The following is a 14,928-nucleotide window of genomic DNA, read 5'->3' on the forward strand; positions in this document are numbered from 1 at the left end:
TCCGTCGTAGAGCGGGGCTCGCCCCGCTGCCGTTGCCGATGGCGCCTTGAACCACCAGTGCAGCGGGGCAAGCCCCGCTCTACGCCAGCTTCAACGCATCCGGATAAGGCGGCGTGTCCGGCCATTCGCCGCTGCGCAGCTGCGCCTGCAGCTGCCACCACCACTGCGGCCGGAACAGCTGGCCGTGCACGGTCTTCAGTGCGGCGGCAAGCGGGCCCGGCAGGCCCATGAACATCGGGAAGCGCTCGGGGAACACATCTTCCGGCGCGACATGGAACCAGGGCTCGCTCGCCATCTGCTCGTCGTATGTCTGCGCCTGCGGCCACTCGCGGAACCGGCATTCGCCCACCGAACGGATCTCGTCGTAGTCGTAGAAGACCACGCGCCGGTGGCGCGACACGCCGAAGTTCTTCAGCAGCATGTCGCCGGGGAAGATGTCGTTGCGGGCCAGGTCGACGATGGCCTGGCCGTAGTCGAGCGCGGCCTCGCGCACCGCTTCGCCGGCCTGCTCGCGCAGGTACAGGTCCAGCGGCCGCAGCCGCCGCTGCACGTAGCACAGCGACAGCACCACGTCATCGCCGTCCTCGGCCAGGCTGCCGGCGCAGCTCGCGCGCAGTTCGGCCAGCAGCGAAGGATCGAAGCGGGCACGCGGGAAGCGCAGGTGGCGGAACGGTTGCGCGTCGAGCAGGCGGCCGATCCGGTCCAGCCGGAACACCCGCTCGTACTGCGCCTGCACCTGCTCGCGCGTGGTCGCCTTCGGCCAGGCGAAGCGGTCGCGGATCACCTTGAACACCAGCGGGTAGCCCGGCAGGGTGAACACGGCCATGACCATGCCCGGCGTGCCCTCGGCGCGGACCAGGCGCTCTTCCGGGTGGCCCTGGAAGTAGCGGAAGAAGCTGCGGTAGCGTTCGGTCTTGCCCTGCTTGGCGCGGCCGAGCACGGTGTACAGCTCGTCCACCGGCTTGTTCGGCAACAGCGTGCGCAGGAACACCACCGCGTCGCCCACGGTCGGCAGGTCGGCCTGGAAATAGCTGCGCGAGACGCCGAACAGCTGCGCCACGTCGGCGCGCCGGGTCAGTACCGCCTCGGCGCGGATCCCGCCGTCGCCGTGCACCAGCGCGATCACGCACGGCGAGAAGCGGTGCTCGCCGAACACGCGGCCGACCAGGTAGGCGCGGCGCTCGCGGTAGAACACCGTGTCCAGCAGCTCGATCCCGCGCACGGGGTGCCCGCCCCAGTGGGCCAGGTCGTCCTGCAGGCGGATGGCTATCGCCGCCGCGCAGCGCATGCGGTGCGCATAGGGCACGGCGAAGCGGTAGTTCTCCAGCACGCGCATGAAGGTGTCGGTCGGCCGCGTTTCCGACACCGCGTAGCTGTGCCGGGCGACCGGCGTAGTGATCGCGTCGGTCGGCTCGATCTCCAGGGCCACGAACTCGATGGCCGGATCCACGCCGCGGGTGCGGAAGAAGCGCCGGGTCAGCGTGTTGTAGAACGTCTTGTACAGCTCGATGTCGACCAGGCCGTCGATCAGCGCCGCGTACGCCGCGCGCACTTCGATCCACGGCGCGCGCTCGTGCGGGCGGGAGGACAGCAGCGCGCCCAGGCGCCGGCCGCATTCTTCGATGCAGGCGTCGTACAGGTCCAGGCGCTCGGTCGCGTCCTCGCGCGCCGCGGCCCAGTCGCGGGTTTCGAAGCGCTTCTGCGCGCGACGGCTGATCGCGGCGAAGCGCGCATGGTAGTCGTCGAAGGCGTCGCGGATCTGCGCGGCGATGGCATCGGCACGGGGCATGCGCACATGGTAGGGCGGGACCGGGCAGCGTCGCCACGGACCGCTTCGCGCTCTGCCGCGTCCGTCGACCGGTCGTCCGTGGAGCGGGGCTTGCCCGCTGCTCTCTTCGGCGTGCGACAGGAGCGGGACAGGCCCCGCTCCACGATGTCAGAGCACCTCGAGCGTCTTGACCCAGACGTAGCGCCCGGCAGGACCCCGGTCCACTTCGCCCAGCAGTCGCACCCGGGTATCCGGACCGACCTGTCGCCCGCCCCAGACGCCGGAGGCGATCTCCACGCGGATCTCGCCAGTGTCGTCGCGGAACGTGAAGTAGTCGCTGCGCTGGTGGTTGACGATGTTGCCGGTCAGGGTGACGTAGCTGCCGATGCGCGCGTTGCCGATGGCGGACACGGTGGTGGGCTGGCCGCTGGCACTGGGTCCGGTGAACTGCGCCATCGCGGCGGAAGCGGACAGCACGGACAGGCAGAACACGAAGGCGAAGACGATCCTCTTCATCGCGTTGCACTCCTTTGGCGGGAAATGCCGGGCCGGAGCAGTGCCGGACGGCCGGCGCATCGATTATGCATGCGCCACGCCGTTGCCCCTGACTGCGTGGCCGTTGCGGTCAGCCGCGCGTCCCGGCCGCCTGATCGAGCAGCCATTCGCGCACGGTGGCAAAGCCGGCGTGCGACAGGCTGCGCTCCGGGTACACGAGGTAGTGGCCGAAGCCGGCCTGCATCCGCTCCTGCGCCAGCGGCTGCAGCCGGCCAGCGCGCACCAGTGGTTCGGCCAGGGTCCAGCGCGCCAAGGCCACGCCAATGCCCTGCACCGCGGCCTGGTGCAGGGTCTCGGTGTCGTCGAACCGCGCGACATAGCGTTCGGGCGGCAGCCCGCCGAAGCGCGCGAACCAGTCCTTCCAGCGATCGGCCGGATCGCCCAGCAGCGGCCAATGTGCCAGCTGGTCCGGCGCCGGCGTGCCGAGCCTTTCGACCAGCCCGGGACTGGCCACCGGCACGATGGATTCGTCGAACAGCAGCTCCGCACGCACGCCCGACCACTGACCGCCGCCCAGGCGCAGTGCCAGGTCCACCGGCTCGCGCTCGAAGTCGACCACGTGGATGCTCGATTGCAGGTTCAGCGCCAGCTCCGGGAACTGCGCCAGGAACGCCGGCAACCGCGGCACCAGCCAGGCGGTCGCCATCGACGGGATCAGGCTCAGGGTCACCGTGTTGTCGCCGCGCACGGTGGCGTGGCGCAGCGCGTGCTCGATGGTGGCCAGCGGACCGGCGATCGCGTCGAACAGGCGTTGCCCGTCCGGGGTCAGTTCCACCCCGCGCGGCCCGCGCGCCAGCAGGCGATGCCCCAGCCGCTGTTCGAGCAGGCGCATGCGATGGCTCAGCGCGCTCACGGTGAGGTTCATGCGCTCGGCCGCGCGGGTCAGGTTGCCCAGGCGGGCGGCGGTGACGAAGGCGTCCACCTGATCCAGCGGGAGTCGGCTCATCTTGAACTCACCTCAAGCCTAGCTTGCTGATGTTTCGCTATGTGAGCGCAAATCGTGACCCTATCTTGGCAATCATTCAAGCCGGCGCGCCGGCGCAGATAGGAGCGGTGTGATGGGCAGCGGGAACCGGAAACAGGTGTGGCACCAGCTGGCCGTGATGTACCAGGGCCTGCTGTTCCTGGGCGGCCATGTCGTCGATCCCGGGCTGGCCACGGGTGAGGATCGCCGAGCGCGCTCGCGCGATGCCGCCGGCGAAGCGGCCGCGCACCGGCACGCGCGCGCGCAGGTGCGGCTGGATGCGCGCCGGATGCGTGCGGGCACCACGCTGTCGCTGTTCCGCTGACAGCCGGCCTGGAACGACGACGCCCGGCACAGGCCGGGCGTCGGATGGAACCGGTAGCGGCCGGGGCCGCGATCAAGCTCAGCCCAGCATCGCCAGCGCGGCGTTGAAGGTCGCCGACGGACGCATCGCCGGACCGGCCTTGGCCAGGTCCGGGTGGTAGTAGCCACCGATGTCGACCGGCTTGCCCTGCGCACCGTTGAGCTCGCCGATGATGGCCGCCTCGCCTTCGGTCAGGGCCTTGGCCAGCGGGGCGAACTTCGCCTTCAGGCCCGCGTCCTGGTCCTGCGCGGCCAGGGCCTGCGCCCAGTACAGGGCCAGGTAGAAGTGGCTGCCGCGGTTGTCGAGTTCGCCGACCTTGCGCGCCGGCGAGCGGTTGTTGTCCAGGATCAGGCCGTTGGCCTGGTCGAGCGCGGCGGCTAGCACGCCGGCGGAAGCATTGCCGGTCTGCTCGGACAGGTGCTCCAGCGAGGCGGCCAGGGCCAGGAACTCGCCCAGCGAATCCCAGCGCAGGTAGTCCTCCTCGACGAACTGCTGCACGTGCTTGGGCGCCGAGCCGCCGGCGCCGGTCTCGAACAGCCCGCCACCGGCCATCAGCGGCACGATCGACAGCATCTTGGCGCTGGTGCCCAGCTCCAGGATCGGGAACAGGTCGGTCAGGTAGTCGCGAAGAACATTACCGGTCACCGAGATGGTGTCCTTGCCCTGGCGGATGCGCTCCAGCGAGAACTTCGTGGCCTCCACCGGCGACAGCACGCGGATGTCGAGGCCGGCGGTGTCGTGGTCCTTCAGGTACTTCTCGACCTTGGCGATGACCTGGCGGTCGTGCGCGCGCGCGCCGTCCAGCCAGAACACCGCCGGGGTGCCGCTCAGGCGGGCGCGGTTGACGGCGAGCTTGACCCAGTCCTGGATCGGCGCGTCCTTGGTCTGGCACATGCGCCAGATGTCGCCGGCCTCGACCTTGTGCTCGAACACGACCTTGCCCGCCTCGTCGGTGACGCGCACGGTGCCGGCGGCCGGGATGCGGAAGGTCTTGTCGTGGCTGCCGTACTCCTCGGCCTTCTGCGCCATCAGGCCCACGTTCGGCACGCTGCCCATGGTGGTCGGGTCGAACGCGCCGTGCGCCTTGCAGTCGTCGATCACCGCCTGGTACACGCCGGCGTAGCAGCGGTCCGGGATCACCGCCTTGGTGTCCTGCAGCTTGCCTTCGGCGTTCCACATCTTGCCCGAGTCGCGGATCATCGCCGGCATCGAGGCATCGACGATCACGTCGCTGGGCACGTGCAGGTTGGTGATGCCCTTGTCGGAGTTGACCATCGCCACCGCCTGGCCGGCGGCGTACACCGCCTCGACGTCGGCCTTGATCGCGGCCTGCTGCGCTTCCGGCAGCGAGGCGATGCGCGCGTACAGGTCGCCGATGCCGTTGTCCGGGGAGAAGCCCACCGACGCCAGCGCCTCGGCGTGCCTGGCCAGCGCGTCCTTGTAGAACTCCGAGACCACCACGCCGAACATGATCGGGTCGGAGACCTTCATCATGGTCGCCTTCAGGTGCAGCGAGAACAGCACGCCCTGCGCCTTCGCATCGGCGACCTGGGCGGCGACGAACGCGGCCAGCGCCTTGCGGCTCATGGTCGAGGCATCGACGATCTCGCCGGCCTTGACCGCGACCTTCTCCTTCAGCACCACGGTCCTGCCGTCGTCCTGGACCAGCTCGATCTTCAGGCTGCCGGCGGCGTCGACGGTGGCCGACTGCTCGCTGCCGTAGAAGTCGCCGCCGTCCATGTGCGCCACGTGGGTCTTCGAGTCCTTGCTCCACGGCCCCATGCGGTGCGGGTGCTTGCGCGCGTAGCTCTTCACCGATGCCGGCGCGCGGCGGTCGGAGTTGCCCTCGCGCAGCACCGGGTTGACCGCGCTGCCCTTGGTCCGGTCGTAGCGGGCCTGGATGTCCTTTTCCTTCTCGTCCTTCGGCGCGTCCGGGTAGTCCGGCAGCGGGTAGCCCTGGGCCTGCAGCTCCTTGATCGCGGCCTTCAGCTGCGGCACCGAGGCGCTGATGTTGGGCAGCTTGATGATGTTGGCCTCGGGCCTGGTCGCCAGTTCGCCCAGTTCGGCCAGGTGGTCGCCGATCTTCTGCGCATCGCCCAGGTAGTCCGGGAACTGGGACAGGATGCGGCCGGCCAGCGAGATGTCGCGGGTCTCGACCTGGATCCCGGCGGTACCGGCGAAGGCCTGGACGATCGGCAGCAGCGACTGGGTCGCCAGGAACGGGGCTTCGTCGGTGAGCGTGTAGATGATCTTCGGCGTGTTCGACATGGTCTGGGCGGGCTCTCTTCGGTTCGACAGGCGGAACGGGAAGGCCGGCGGCGGCGGCACGGAAAGCGGTGCGGCCCGGCGCGGCGAAACCCCCGCATTGTCGCGTGTTTTGCCCGCCGCTGCGCGCGCGCCGGCCATGCCCGGCGGTATGGCGCGGGACTGTCCGGGACAGTGTTCGCGCGCGATACGCTCGCATCGGCCCGCCACGCCCGCTCCGCGCCGGCCTCCTTGGCAGGACGCGCCCGGGATGGACGCACGGGTGGCGGGTGCGGCGGTGCGGGCCGCCACGGCGGGCGGCCTTTACAATGCGCGCATGGATACCCACTACCCCACCGTACGGCTCAAGAACGCCTGGCGCTCCAGCCACCCCTGGATCTTCCAGAAGGTGGTCGACAAGCCGGCGCAGAAGCCCAAGCCCGGCGAGATCGTCGACGCCTTCGACATCGACGGCCAGTTCATCGGCCGCGGTTTCTACAACGGCCATTCGCGGATCGCGCTGCGCATCCTGGAGACCGATCCGGCGGTGGCCGTCGATGCGGCCTGGTTCGAGCGCCGCATCGGCGCGGCGGTCGAGTTGCGCCGCCAGGTGTTGAAGCTGGACGAGGTCTCCAACGCCTGGCGGGTGGTCCATGCCGAGGGCGACGGCCTGTCCGGGCTGGTGGTGGACCGCTACGACGACCTGCTGGTGGTCGAATTCTTCAGCGCCGGCATGTACCGCCACCGCGAGTGGATCTATGCGGCGCTGCGCGCGCAGTTCCCCGGCGCGCGCATCTACAGCTTCGCCGACGAACACGTGCAGAAGCAGGAGAGCTTCGACTACCGCCCGGTCTACAGCGAGGGCGGCTCGCCGGAGCCGGCGGTCATCACCGAGCACGGGATCCGCTTCCGTGCCGACCCGGCCGGCGCGCACAAGACCGGCTTCTTCGCCGACCAGCGCGAGAACCGTGAATGGTTCTCGCGGCAGGTCGCCGGCAAGACCGTGCTGGACCTGTGCTGCAACACCGGCGGCTTCGCCGTGTACGCGGCCGCGCGCGGCGCGTCCGAAGTCACCGGCATCGACATCGACGAAGCGGTGATCGAGATCGCCAAGGGCAATGCGCGGCTCAACGGCGTCAAGCCGCGCTTCGTCCAGGCCGACATCTTCCCGTGGCTGCGCGACGCGGCCAACCGCGGCGACCGCTACGACGCGGTGATCCTCGACCCGGCCAAGATGACCCGCGACCGCGACCAGGTCATCACCGCGCTGAAGAAGTACCTGGACATGAACAAGCTGGCGCTGGGCGTGGTCAAGCCGGGCGGGCTGTTCGCCACCTTCTCCTGCACCGGCCTCGTCGCCGAGGACCAGTTCCTGGACATGCTGCGCCGCGCCGCGTTCTACGCCGGGCGCACGGTGCAGGTGCTGAAGGTGGCCGGCGCCGGCGCCGACCACCCGTTCCTGGCCAACGTGCCCGAGTCGCGCTACCTCAAGGCGGTGTTCTGCCGCGTGCTGGACTGAGCCCGACACACCGGCGCGCCCATGCGGCCGGCGGCCGCTCCCTCGTAGAGCGGGGCTCGCCCCGCTGCTTTCAAGGGTCTCGTGGCCAGACCGGAGCAGCGGGGCGAGCCCCGCTCTACGACAGCGGTGCGGACCGTAGGCGTCAGCGTCCGAGCTGGCTGTTGCGCCGGGCATAGGCCACGTACAGCACGAAGCCGACCACGTTCCAGGCCAGGAAATACAGCTGGGTCTTCTGCGGCAGGCTCCAGAACAGGTAGGCGCAGCCGAGGATGGCCAGCGGGGCGACCATCCAGGCCAGCGGCGTGCGGAACCCGCGCGCGCGATCCGGCTCGCGCTTGCGCAGCACCAGCAGGCATACCGACACGGCGATGAAGGCGACCAGCGTGCCGGCATTGGCCAGCGCGGCGATCTCGTCCAGGCGGGCCACGCCGGCGAGGGCGGCGACCAGGATTGCGGTGAACACGGTGATCGCCACGGGCGTGCCGGTCCTGGGATTGACCAGCGACAGCGAACGCGGCAGCAGGCCGTCGCGCGACATCACGAAGAAGATCCGGCTCTGCCCGTAGAAGAACGCCAGCAGCACCGTCGGCAGCGCGATCACCGCGGCGATGCCGATGGCGGCGGCGGCCGTGCCGTGGCCGAGCTCGCGCAGGATCAGCGCCAGCGGCTCGGCGCTCTGCCCGAACACGGTGTAGGCCATCGCGCCGACGGCCGCCAGCGCGACCAGCACGTAGATCAGGGTGCAGCCGATCATCGAGCCGATGATGCCGATCGACAGGTTGCGGCTGGGGTCCTTGGTCTCCTCGGCGGCGGTGGAAATCGCATCGAAGCCGTAGAAGGCGAAGAAGATGATCGCCGCGGCGGCCATCACCCCGCGCTCGACGCCGTCGGCCCCCATCGACTTCGGGAAGCCGTACGGCATGAACGGCTGCAGGTTCCCGGCGTCGAACGCCGGCAGGGCGATGGCGATGAACACCGCCAGCGCGATCAGCTTGACCACCACCAGCACCGCGTTGAGCGTGGCGCTCTCGCGGGTGCCGGCGATCAGCAGCCCGGCCACGGCGAAGGTGATGAGGATCGCCGGCAGGTTGATGATCCCGCCCGCGTGCGGCCCGGCCGCCAGCGCCGGCGGGATGGTGATCCCTACCCACTGCATGAAGCCGACGAAATAGCCCGACCAGCCCACCGCCACGGTGCTCACCACCAGCGAGTACTCCAGGATCAGGCTCCAGCCCACGATCCAGGCCAGGGTCTCGCCCAGCGCGGCATAACTGTAGGTGTAGGCGCTGCCGGCGGCCGGCATCATGGTCGCCATCTCGGCATAGGCCAGCGCCGCGCAGGCGCAGACCATGCCGGCGATCACGAACGACAGCAGCACCGCCGGGCCGGCCTTGTCCGCACCGACGCCGATCAGGGTGTAGATGCCGGTACCGACGATGGCGCCGATCCCGAGCGCCACCAAGTGCGGCCAGGTCAGGGTCGGGACCAGGCGGCGGCCTTCTTCGTGCTGGGTGATGGTGTCGAGGGACTTGCGGCGGTGCCAGCTCATGGAAATCCTGCGGCGGAAGCGAAGCGCGGAGTGTGGCGCAATGCGGCGCAGCAAAGCCATGGGCCGGTGCGGCCGGATCAGGCGGAGCCGGACCCGCGCCCGGCGTGGCGGCGGGCCGGCCGGTGCCCGTGCAGGACGTAATCGCGCAGCGCGACCGCATTGTTGTGCTCCTCGTCGCGGGCGGCGTAGACCAGGGTCACCGGTCCGCGGACCAGGTAGCCGCGCAGCTGGGCCAGCGCCTCCGGGTTGGCCTCCAGTTCGGCGGCGTAGCGCGCGCGGAAGCCCTCCCAGCGCGCCGGATCGTGGTTGAACCACCTCCGCAGCGCGGTGCTGGGTGCCAGCGCCTTCAACCAGGCCTCGGCCTGCAGGTCCGCCTTCGACACCCCGCGCGGCCATACGCCGTCGACCAGCAGGCGCTGGCCGTCGCCCGGCGCCGGCTCCTCGTAGGCGCGCTTGAGGAAGATGGGAGGGCGGGCGCTGCTGGCCATGGCGGCAGTCTGGGCGCATCCGGTTGTAGTGGCGTGAATGGCGTGGCCGCCCGCGGCCCCGGGCACGACGCGAAGGGGGCGGCGCCGGCCGCCGGGGCCGGCGGCTCCGGTGCGAACAAGGCCGATGGCGGCACCCGGCGTCGCGCCTGCCGAGACAGCCGCCGCTAGACTGGGCGCATGACCGACACTTCCCTGCTCTACCTGCTCGCCGGCCTGCTGCTGGCGGTGCTGGCGTTCCAGCTCGCCCTGTTCCTGCGCCGTCCCGACGCCGCGCTCGAGTCGCTGCGCGCGCGGCTGGAGGAGGCGCTGCGCAACGAGCAGCGCGACGGCCGCCTGGAACTGCGCCAGCAGCTCGACGGCCTGGCCGCGACCCAGGGCCAGCGGATCGACGGCTTCGCCCGCCACCTGGCCGACCTGGGCACGCGTACCGACGGCCGCCTGGACCAGCTGCGCGACACCCTCACCGAGGACGCGCGCAAGGGCCGGCTCGAGGCGGGCGAATCGCAGCAGCGCTTCACCGAGGCGCTGTCGGCGCAGTTGCGCGAGCTGACCCAGCGCAACGAGCAGCGCATCGGCGAGATGCGCGCCACCCTGGAGCAACAGCTGCGCGCGCTGCAGGAAGACAACGCGCGCAAGCTGGAGAAGATGCGCGAGACGGTCGACGAGAAGCTGCAGAGCACGCTCACCACCCGCCTGGACTCCTCGTTCAAGCTGGTTTCCGAGCGGCTGGAACAGGTCCAGCGCGGGCTCGGCGAAATGCAGCAGCTGGCCACCGGCGTGGGCGACCTCAAGCGGGTGCTGACCAACGTCAAGAACCGCGGCGGCTGGGGCGAAGTGCAGCTGGAAAACATCCTCGAGCAGACCCTGACCCAGGACCAGTACGCGCGCGGCGTGCGCGTGCGCCCGGATGGCGCGGAGATGGTCGACTTCGCCGTGCGCCTGCCCGGGCGCGGCGAAGCGGACGCGCCGGTGTGGCTGCCGATCGACTCCAAGTTCCCGCGCGAGGACTACGAGCGCCTGCTCGATGCGCAGGAGCAGGGCGACCCGGAGCTGGTCCGCGCGACCGGTGCCCAGCTCGAACGCGCGATCCGGATCCAGGCCAAGTCGATCAGCGACAAGTACATCGCGCCGCCGCATTCCACCGACTTCGCGGTGATGTTCCTGCCCACCGAAGGCCTGTACGCCGAGGCCCTGCGCCGCGCCGGCCTGACCGACGCGCTGCAGCGCGAGCACCGCGTGGTGATCGCCGGCCCGACCACCGTCACCGCGCTGCTCAACAGCCTGCAGATGGGCTTCCGCACCCTGGCCATCGAGCAGCGCTCCAGCGAGGTGTGGAGCCTGCTGGGCGCGGTGAAGAGCGAGTTCGGCAAGTTCGCCGGGATCCTCGAGAAGGCCGAGAAGCAGATCAACACGGTCGGCAAGAGCCTGGGCGACGCCAGCCGCAAGACCCGCACGATCGAGCGCAAGCTGCGCGGGGTCGAATCGCTCGGCCAGGACCAGGCGCAGGCGCTGCTGGGCGACCTCGGCCCGGACGAAGAGCCGGAAGCCGACGATACCGACGAGACGTAGTCGCACTTCGCTGTTGGCCGTGCTGCCGGGGCGGGTCCGCATCGCGGCCGCCGCGCACCACGCCGACCCATCCGGCGGGCCCCGGCCCGCTCCCACAGGAGCTACAACCATGACCGACACCCTCGATGCGATTGCCGTGACCACCATCGACGGCCGCCCCGCCACCCTCGGCGACTGGGCCGGCAAGGTGCGCCTGGTCGTCAACGTCGCCTCCAAGTGCGGCCTGACCCCGCAGTACGAAGGCCTGGAGAAGCTCTACCGCGAGAAGCACGCGGCGGGGCTGGAGGTGCTGGGCTTTCCGGCCAACGACTTCCTCGGCCAGGAGCCGGGCGACGAGGCGCAGATCGCCAGCTTCTGCTCGGTCAACTTCGACGTCACGTTCCCGATGTTCGCCAAGATCGCCGTCACCGGCGACGGCATCCATCCGCTGTACCGCGCGCTGGTCGCGGCGCAGCCGGCCGCGACCGGCGAAGGACCGATGCGCGGCAAACTGGCTGGCGCCGGCATCGCCATCAATCCGGCGCCGGGCGTGCTGTGGAATTTCGAGAAGTTCCTCGTCGGCCGCGAGGGCCGCGTAGTGGCCCGCTTCGCCCCGGACGTCACCGCCGACGACCCGCGCCTGCGCGCGGCGATCGACGCCGCGCTCGCTGCCTGAGCGGCGAACCGGGAGAGCGGCGCTTCCGATCGCTTTCGGGGCCTGGCCAAGAGTCTTCTGTTGCGTCGATTCCGAACGGGCCAGCGTCAGGATCCAAGGCATCTCGTCGCGCTGGCTCCGGAGGGGGCCGCCGTCCTGCCGCCATGGGGGCCGTCGCTCGCGCCGGCGTCCCTGCCTCAGCTCGCGACCGCGGCACAGCCCTGTGCCGCTCGACCCCCATGGCGGCAGGACGGCGTCCTTCCGGCGCGTCGAGGGCGTGGCTTCGATCGGTGCCCGGGGCTCGCAGCGATAGAGCACTCCGCAGAAATCATGGAACGGCGACAGCGACGCGCTGCTCTCGCAGTCACCCCATCGATCGAAGCCACCACCCCGAAGATCCCCGAGGACGCCGTGTCCTGGGGAGAGGGCCCAAGTGGCACATGGATGTGCCACGACCCGAGTAAAGACAGGATGTCGTCCCGAGGGATGGGCCCTCTCCCCAGGGCACGGCGGCCCCTTCCGAAGCCGACGCTTTCCTTCGGTGTCTGCGAAGCCGAAGCGGTCACGGCCCATCCGAAGCCGACGCTCCCACCGCCTTCTCCGAAGCCAACGCTTCGGGCAGAGCCGCGGGCCGCTACCCCGCAGGCGCGCAAAGAAAAAGCCCGGGAGCGATCCCGGGCTTCCATCTGCTTCGGTGCGTGGCGGCCTGCGCCTCAGCCGCCCGGAATCGGCACCGGCATCGCGTCGGCCGGGACGGTCGGATACGGATCCTCTTCCTCGAGGTAGTCGGGCAGGCCATCGGACTGTTCGCGGCGGCGGCGGTCGCCCTCGATCTGGAACGTGCGCCGCTGCATCCAGGCGTTGCGGACCAGCGCGTACTCGTCCGAGGCGTCCTGGCGCATCGCGTCCAGCGACAGCAGCTGTGAACGCTTGTCGACCAGCTGCAGCCCCTGCAGCCCGTAGCGGATGGTGTCGTCGTCGACCTGGCGGGTCACCGACAGAGGCGCGTCGCCGACCAGCCCGAACACGTCGCGCACCGTGCGCGGCCCGAACAGCGGCAGCTCCACGTAGCGCGAACTGCGCCAGCCCCAGATGCCCAGGGTCTGGCCGAAATCCTCGCTGCGGCGCTTCATCTTCAGGTCGCTGGCCGGATCGAAGATGCCGCCGATGCCCAGGGTCGAGTTGACCACGAACCGGCCAAGCGTCTGCACCGCGTGGCGCGGGCGGCCCTGCAGCAACTGGTTGACGAAGGTCAGCGGCGAGCTGAGGTTGTCGAAGAAGTTGGCCACGCCCAGCCGCATCGGCTGCGGAACCACGGTCGCGTAGGCCTGCGCCAGCGGCCGGGCGATCGCGTTGTCGACTGCGGTGTTGAACGCATGGATCCGGCGGTTCATCGGCTCCCACGGATCGAACGGCGCCGGGGCGGCGGCAGCACCGCTGCCTTCCGGCGTGCCCGCGGCCGGGACTTCCCCGTAGAGCGCGGCGTAATCGTCCTCGGCCGCAGTCGGTGTGGCGGACGCGCCGTCCTCGGCGGAAACAGCTGCGTCGTCGACGGCGGGCTCGGCGACTGGGGCGGCGACCGCGACCGGGGGCGTGGCCACTGCTGCGTCCACCGGGGCGGCTGCGCTCTCGGCCGCGGCCACCGGCGGTGCGCCGGACCCGGCGGCCTGGCCAGCCACCGGCTCGGCCGCGGCGGGCGCGACACCCGGCTTCGGCGCGCTGGCGCAGGCGGCCAGGGCCAGCAGCAGGACGACGGATCCCAGGCCGCGGAGCGCGCGGTTCATGGCGACGGCTCCGCGAAGCCCAGCGCCGCGTCGAGGCGGTAGGCGGCGCGCAGTTCGGCCAGGCCTTCCGGCGCCCCGGTCACCTGCACCGCCGCGCCCTGCGCGGACAGACGGTCGGCGGCTTCGGCCAGCAGTGCCAGGCCGGCACTGTCCAGCCGCTGCACGGCGGCGACGTCCAGCACCTGCGCACCCGGCAACTGCGCCAGCAGCACCGGCCAGGCCGCGGTGGCCGCGGCGCGGTCGAGGACACCGGACAGGCGCAGCACCGGGCCGTCGCGATGCAGCGACAGCCCGGAGGCCTCAGCGAGCGCCATCGGCATCCGTGCCTGGGCTGATGCTGCCGGCGCGCAGGTCGGCGGCGACCTGGGGGATCGACTTCTGCCGCAGCGGCGCGTCGAACTGGCTGCGGAAGGTCTGCACGTAGGACACGCCTTCGACCATCACGTCGAAGATCTTCCAGCCGCCGTTGTTGCGCACGTAGTAGTCGACCGGGATCGGGTCGCCGCCTTCGCGCAGGATCTCGGTGGAGACCTTGACGCCACGGTTGTTCGGCAGCGGCGACTCGCCCTTCAGGCGGATCCGCGGCTTGCCGTCGAAGCCGAGCAGGGCCGCGCCGTAGCGCTGCATCAGGTTGTCGGTCATCGCGTCGGCGAACAGCTTGACGTCGGCGTCGCTGGCGCCGCGGCCGTGCGGGCCCAGCACCAGGCGCGCGGCGTACTCGCGGTCGAACACGTTGCGCAGCTCGGTGTCGATGTAGGCGCGCAGGGTGTCCGGGCTCTTCTGGAACTCGGCGCGCCGCTGCTGCAGCGTGGACAGGATGCGGGTGCCGTTGTCGACGACCTGCTTGCCCGGCGTGATCGTGGCGACCTGCTGGGCGTGGACGGCCACCGGCGCCGACGCCAGCAGCGGCAGGGCGAGGGCGAGGGAGAGGGAGAAGGCGAGTGGCTTCATGGCTGGATCGCTTCGCTGGGGGAGGGTGCTGCTTCGTCGTGCGGCGGCGGGGGCGGAGGCGCACCCGCGCCTGCGCCGCCGAACATGTACTTGCCGACCAGCTGGATCAGGTCGATCGCCGGCTGGGTGTAGGCGATCTCGTCGCCCGGTCGCAGCGGCTCGGGGTCGCCGCCCGGCTGCAGGCCGATGAAGCTCTCGCCGAGCAGGCCGCTGGTGAAGATGCCGGCCGAGGTGTCGCCCGGCAGTTCGGCAAAACGCTTGTCGATGGCCAGGGTGACGACCGAGTCGAACTTCACCGGATCCAGGTCGATCCTGTCGACCCGGCCCACGACCACGCCGCCGATCTTGACCGGTGCCTGCAGCCGCAGCTGGCCGAGGTTGGAGAAGCGCGCGGTCAGCGGGTAGGTGCCGCCGCCGATGCCGAACTGGCGGTTGGTCGAGGCGAACGCCAGCACCAGCAGCGACGCCAGCGCCAGCACGAGGAAGGCGCCGACCGCGAATTCGAGCCTGGGACCACGGATTGCCATGGGTAGATACCT

General features: G+C 70.7%; 14 protein-coding genes. 4 read left to right on the forward strand and 10 right to left on the reverse strand.

Annotated features, from left to right (window positions below; genetic code table 11):
• Window positions 1-79: 79 nt before the first annotated feature.
• The 3 genes from aceK to CSC66_RS03330 form a co-directional block, all read right to left on the reverse strand.
• Complete coding sequence (gene aceK / locus CSC66_RS03320) at window positions 80-1,789, reverse strand: bifunctional isocitrate dehydrogenase kinase/phosphatase (RefSeq protein WP_162375963.1); 1,710 nt, start codon at window positions 1,787-1,789, stop codon at window positions 80-82.
• 147 nt (window positions 1,790-1,936) lie between these two features.
• Window positions 1,937-2,284, reverse strand: a complete 348-nt coding sequence (locus CSC66_RS03325) for a YgiW/YdeI family stress tolerance OB fold protein (protein ID WP_162375964.1) — start codon at window positions 2,282-2,284, stop codon at window positions 1,937-1,939.
• A gap of 109 nt (window positions 2,285-2,393) precedes the next feature.
• Window positions 2,394-3,269, reverse strand: coding sequence for a LysR substrate-binding domain-containing protein (locus CSC66_RS03330; RefSeq protein WP_162375965.1), 876 nt, complete (start codon window positions 3,267-3,269; stop codon window positions 2,394-2,396).
• A 112-nt stretch (window positions 3,270-3,381) separates the two neighbouring features.
• On the opposite strand from CSC66_RS03330, the gene CSC66_RS03335 reads away from it, so the two are divergent.
• Window positions 3,382-3,612 (forward strand): hypothetical protein, encoded by a 231-nt coding sequence (locus CSC66_RS03335; RefSeq protein WP_162375966.1) that lies wholly within the window; start codon window positions 3,382-3,384, stop codon window positions 3,610-3,612.
• A 78-nt stretch (window positions 3,613-3,690) separates the two neighbouring features.
• Here the strand turns inward: CSC66_RS03335 and CSC66_RS03340 are convergent, their stop codons facing one another.
• Window positions 3,691-5,919, reverse strand: a complete 2,229-nt coding sequence (locus CSC66_RS03340; RefSeq protein ID WP_162375967.1) for an NADP-dependent isocitrate dehydrogenase — start codon at window positions 5,917-5,919, stop codon at window positions 3,691-3,693.
• Window positions 5,920-6,232: 313 nt separating this feature from the next.
• On the opposite strand from CSC66_RS03340, the gene CSC66_RS03345 reads away from it, so the two are divergent.
• On the forward strand, window positions 6,233-7,414 hold the full coding sequence (locus CSC66_RS03345) for a class I SAM-dependent rRNA methyltransferase (protein ID WP_162375968.1): 1,182 nt from the start codon (window positions 6,233-6,235) through the stop codon (window positions 7,412-7,414).
• A 142-nt stretch (window positions 7,415-7,556) separates the two neighbouring features.
• On the opposite strand, the gene CSC66_RS03350 is transcribed toward CSC66_RS03345, so the two are convergent.
• Both CSC66_RS03350 and CSC66_RS03355 read right to left on the reverse strand, forming a co-directional pair.
• Window positions 7,557-8,963: an amino acid permease gene (locus CSC66_RS03350; RefSeq protein ID WP_162375969.1), complete on the reverse strand. Its 1,407-nt coding sequence runs from the start codon at window positions 8,961-8,963 to the stop codon at window positions 7,557-7,559.
• Window positions 8,964-9,040: 77 nt separating this feature from the next.
• A complete protein-coding gene (locus CSC66_RS03355) occupies window positions 9,041-9,451 on the reverse strand; it encodes a DUF488 domain-containing protein (protein ID WP_162375970.1) in 411 nt (136 codons plus the stop codon).
• A gap of 177 nt (window positions 9,452-9,628) precedes the next feature.
• Here CSC66_RS03355 and CSC66_RS03360 point away from each other — a divergent pair, with 177 nt between their 5' ends.
• A complete protein-coding gene (locus CSC66_RS03360) occupies window positions 9,629-11,020 on the forward strand; it encodes a DNA recombination protein RmuC (protein ID WP_162375971.1) in 1,392 nt (463 codons plus the stop codon).
• 109 nt (window positions 11,021-11,129) lie between these two features.
• On the forward strand, window positions 11,130-11,675 hold the full coding sequence (locus CSC66_RS03365) for a glutathione peroxidase (RefSeq protein ID WP_162375972.1): 546 nt from the start codon (window positions 11,130-11,132) through the stop codon (window positions 11,673-11,675).
• Between the two features lie 692 nt (window positions 11,676-12,367).
• Here the strand turns inward: CSC66_RS03365 and CSC66_RS03370 are convergent.
• Genes CSC66_RS03370 through mlaD form a run of 4 tightly spaced genes read right to left on the reverse strand, consistent with a single transcriptional unit; the run spans window position 12,368 to window position 14,916 of the window.
• Complete coding sequence (locus tag CSC66_RS03370) at window positions 12,368-13,438, reverse strand: MlaA family lipoprotein (RefSeq protein WP_162375973.1); 1,071 nt, start codon at window positions 13,436-13,438, stop codon at window positions 12,368-12,370.
• Complete coding sequence (locus tag CSC66_RS03375; protein ID WP_162375974.1) at window positions 13,435-13,752, reverse strand: STAS domain-containing protein; 318 nt, start codon at window positions 13,750-13,752, stop codon at window positions 13,435-13,437. Before CSC66_RS03375 ends, CSC66_RS03370 begins: the two co-directional genes overlap by 4 nt.
• Window positions 13,739-14,389 (reverse strand): MlaC/ttg2D family ABC transporter substrate-binding protein, encoded by a 651-nt coding sequence (locus CSC66_RS03380; RefSeq protein WP_162375975.1) that lies wholly within the window; start codon window positions 14,387-14,389, stop codon window positions 13,739-13,741. The genes CSC66_RS03375 and CSC66_RS03380 overlap by 14 nt, the downstream gene beginning before the upstream one ends.
• Complete coding sequence (gene mlaD, locus CSC66_RS03385; RefSeq protein WP_162375976.1) at window positions 14,386-14,916, reverse strand: outer membrane lipid asymmetry maintenance protein MlaD; 531 nt, start codon at window positions 14,914-14,916, stop codon at window positions 14,386-14,388. Before mlaD ends, CSC66_RS03380 begins: the two co-directional genes overlap by 4 nt.
• Between the last annotated feature and the right edge of the window lie 12 nt (window positions 14,917-14,928).

It is taken from the genome of Pseudoxanthomonas kaohsiungensis (assembly GCF_010211765.1).
Lineage (GTDB): Bacteria > Pseudomonadota > Gammaproteobacteria > Xanthomonadales > Xanthomonadaceae > Pseudoxanthomonas > Pseudoxanthomonas kaohsiungensis.

What these genes read in the sequence shown, in the direction of transcription:
- CSC66_RS03365 (WP_162375972.1), top strand. Translation starts at nt 11,130, where the DNA reads ATGACCGACACCCTCGATGCGATTGCCGTGACCACCATCGACGGCCGC.
- CSC66_RS03345 (WP_162375968.1), top strand. Translation starts at nt 6,233, where the DNA reads ATGGATACCCACTACCCCACCGTACGGCTCAAGAACGCCTGGCGCTCC.
- aceK (WP_162375963.1), bottom strand. Translation starts at nt 1,789, where the DNA reads ATGCCCCGTGCCGATGCCATCGCCGCGCAGATCCGCGACGCCTTCGAC.
- CSC66_RS03370 (WP_162375973.1), bottom strand. Translation starts at nt 13,438, where the DNA reads ATGAACCGCGCGCTCCGCGGCCTGGGATCCGTCGTCCTGCTGCTGGCC.
- CSC66_RS03350 (WP_162375969.1), bottom strand. Translation starts at nt 8,963, where the DNA reads ATGAGCTGGCACCGCCGCAAGTCCCTCGACACCATCACCCAGCACGAA.
- CSC66_RS03360 (WP_162375971.1), top strand. Translation starts at nt 9,629, where the DNA reads ATGACCGACACTTCCCTGCTCTACCTGCTCGCCGGCCTGCTGCTGGCG.
- CSC66_RS03335 (WP_162375966.1), top strand. Translation starts at nt 3,382, where the DNA reads ATGGGCAGCGGGAACCGGAAACAGGTGTGGCACCAGCTGGCCGTGATG.
- CSC66_RS03330 (WP_162375965.1), bottom strand. Translation starts at nt 3,269, where the DNA reads ATGAGCCGACTCCCGCTGGATCAGGTGGACGCCTTCGTCACCGCCGCC.
- CSC66_RS03380 (WP_162375975.1), bottom strand. Translation starts at nt 14,389, where the DNA reads ATGAAGCCACTCGCCTTCTCCCTCTCCCTCGCCCTCGCCCTGCCGCTG.
- CSC66_RS03340 (WP_162375967.1), bottom strand. Translation starts at nt 5,919, where the DNA reads ATGTCGAACACGCCGAAGATCATCTACACGCTCACCGACGAAGCCCCG.
- mlaD (WP_162375976.1), bottom strand. Translation starts at nt 14,916, where the DNA reads ATGGCAATCCGTGGTCCCAGGCTCGAATTCGCGGTCGGCGCCTTCCTC.
- CSC66_RS03325 (WP_162375964.1), bottom strand. Translation starts at nt 2,284, where the DNA reads ATGAAGAGGATCGTCTTCGCCTTCGTGTTCTGCCTGTCCGTGCTGTCC.
- CSC66_RS03355 (WP_162375970.1), bottom strand. Translation starts at nt 9,451, where the DNA reads ATGGCCAGCAGCGCCCGCCCTCCCATCTTCCTCAAGCGCGCCTACGAG.
- CSC66_RS03375 (WP_162375974.1), bottom strand. Translation starts at nt 13,752, where the DNA reads ATGGCGCTCGCTGAGGCCTCCGGGCTGTCGCTGCATCGCGACGGCCCG.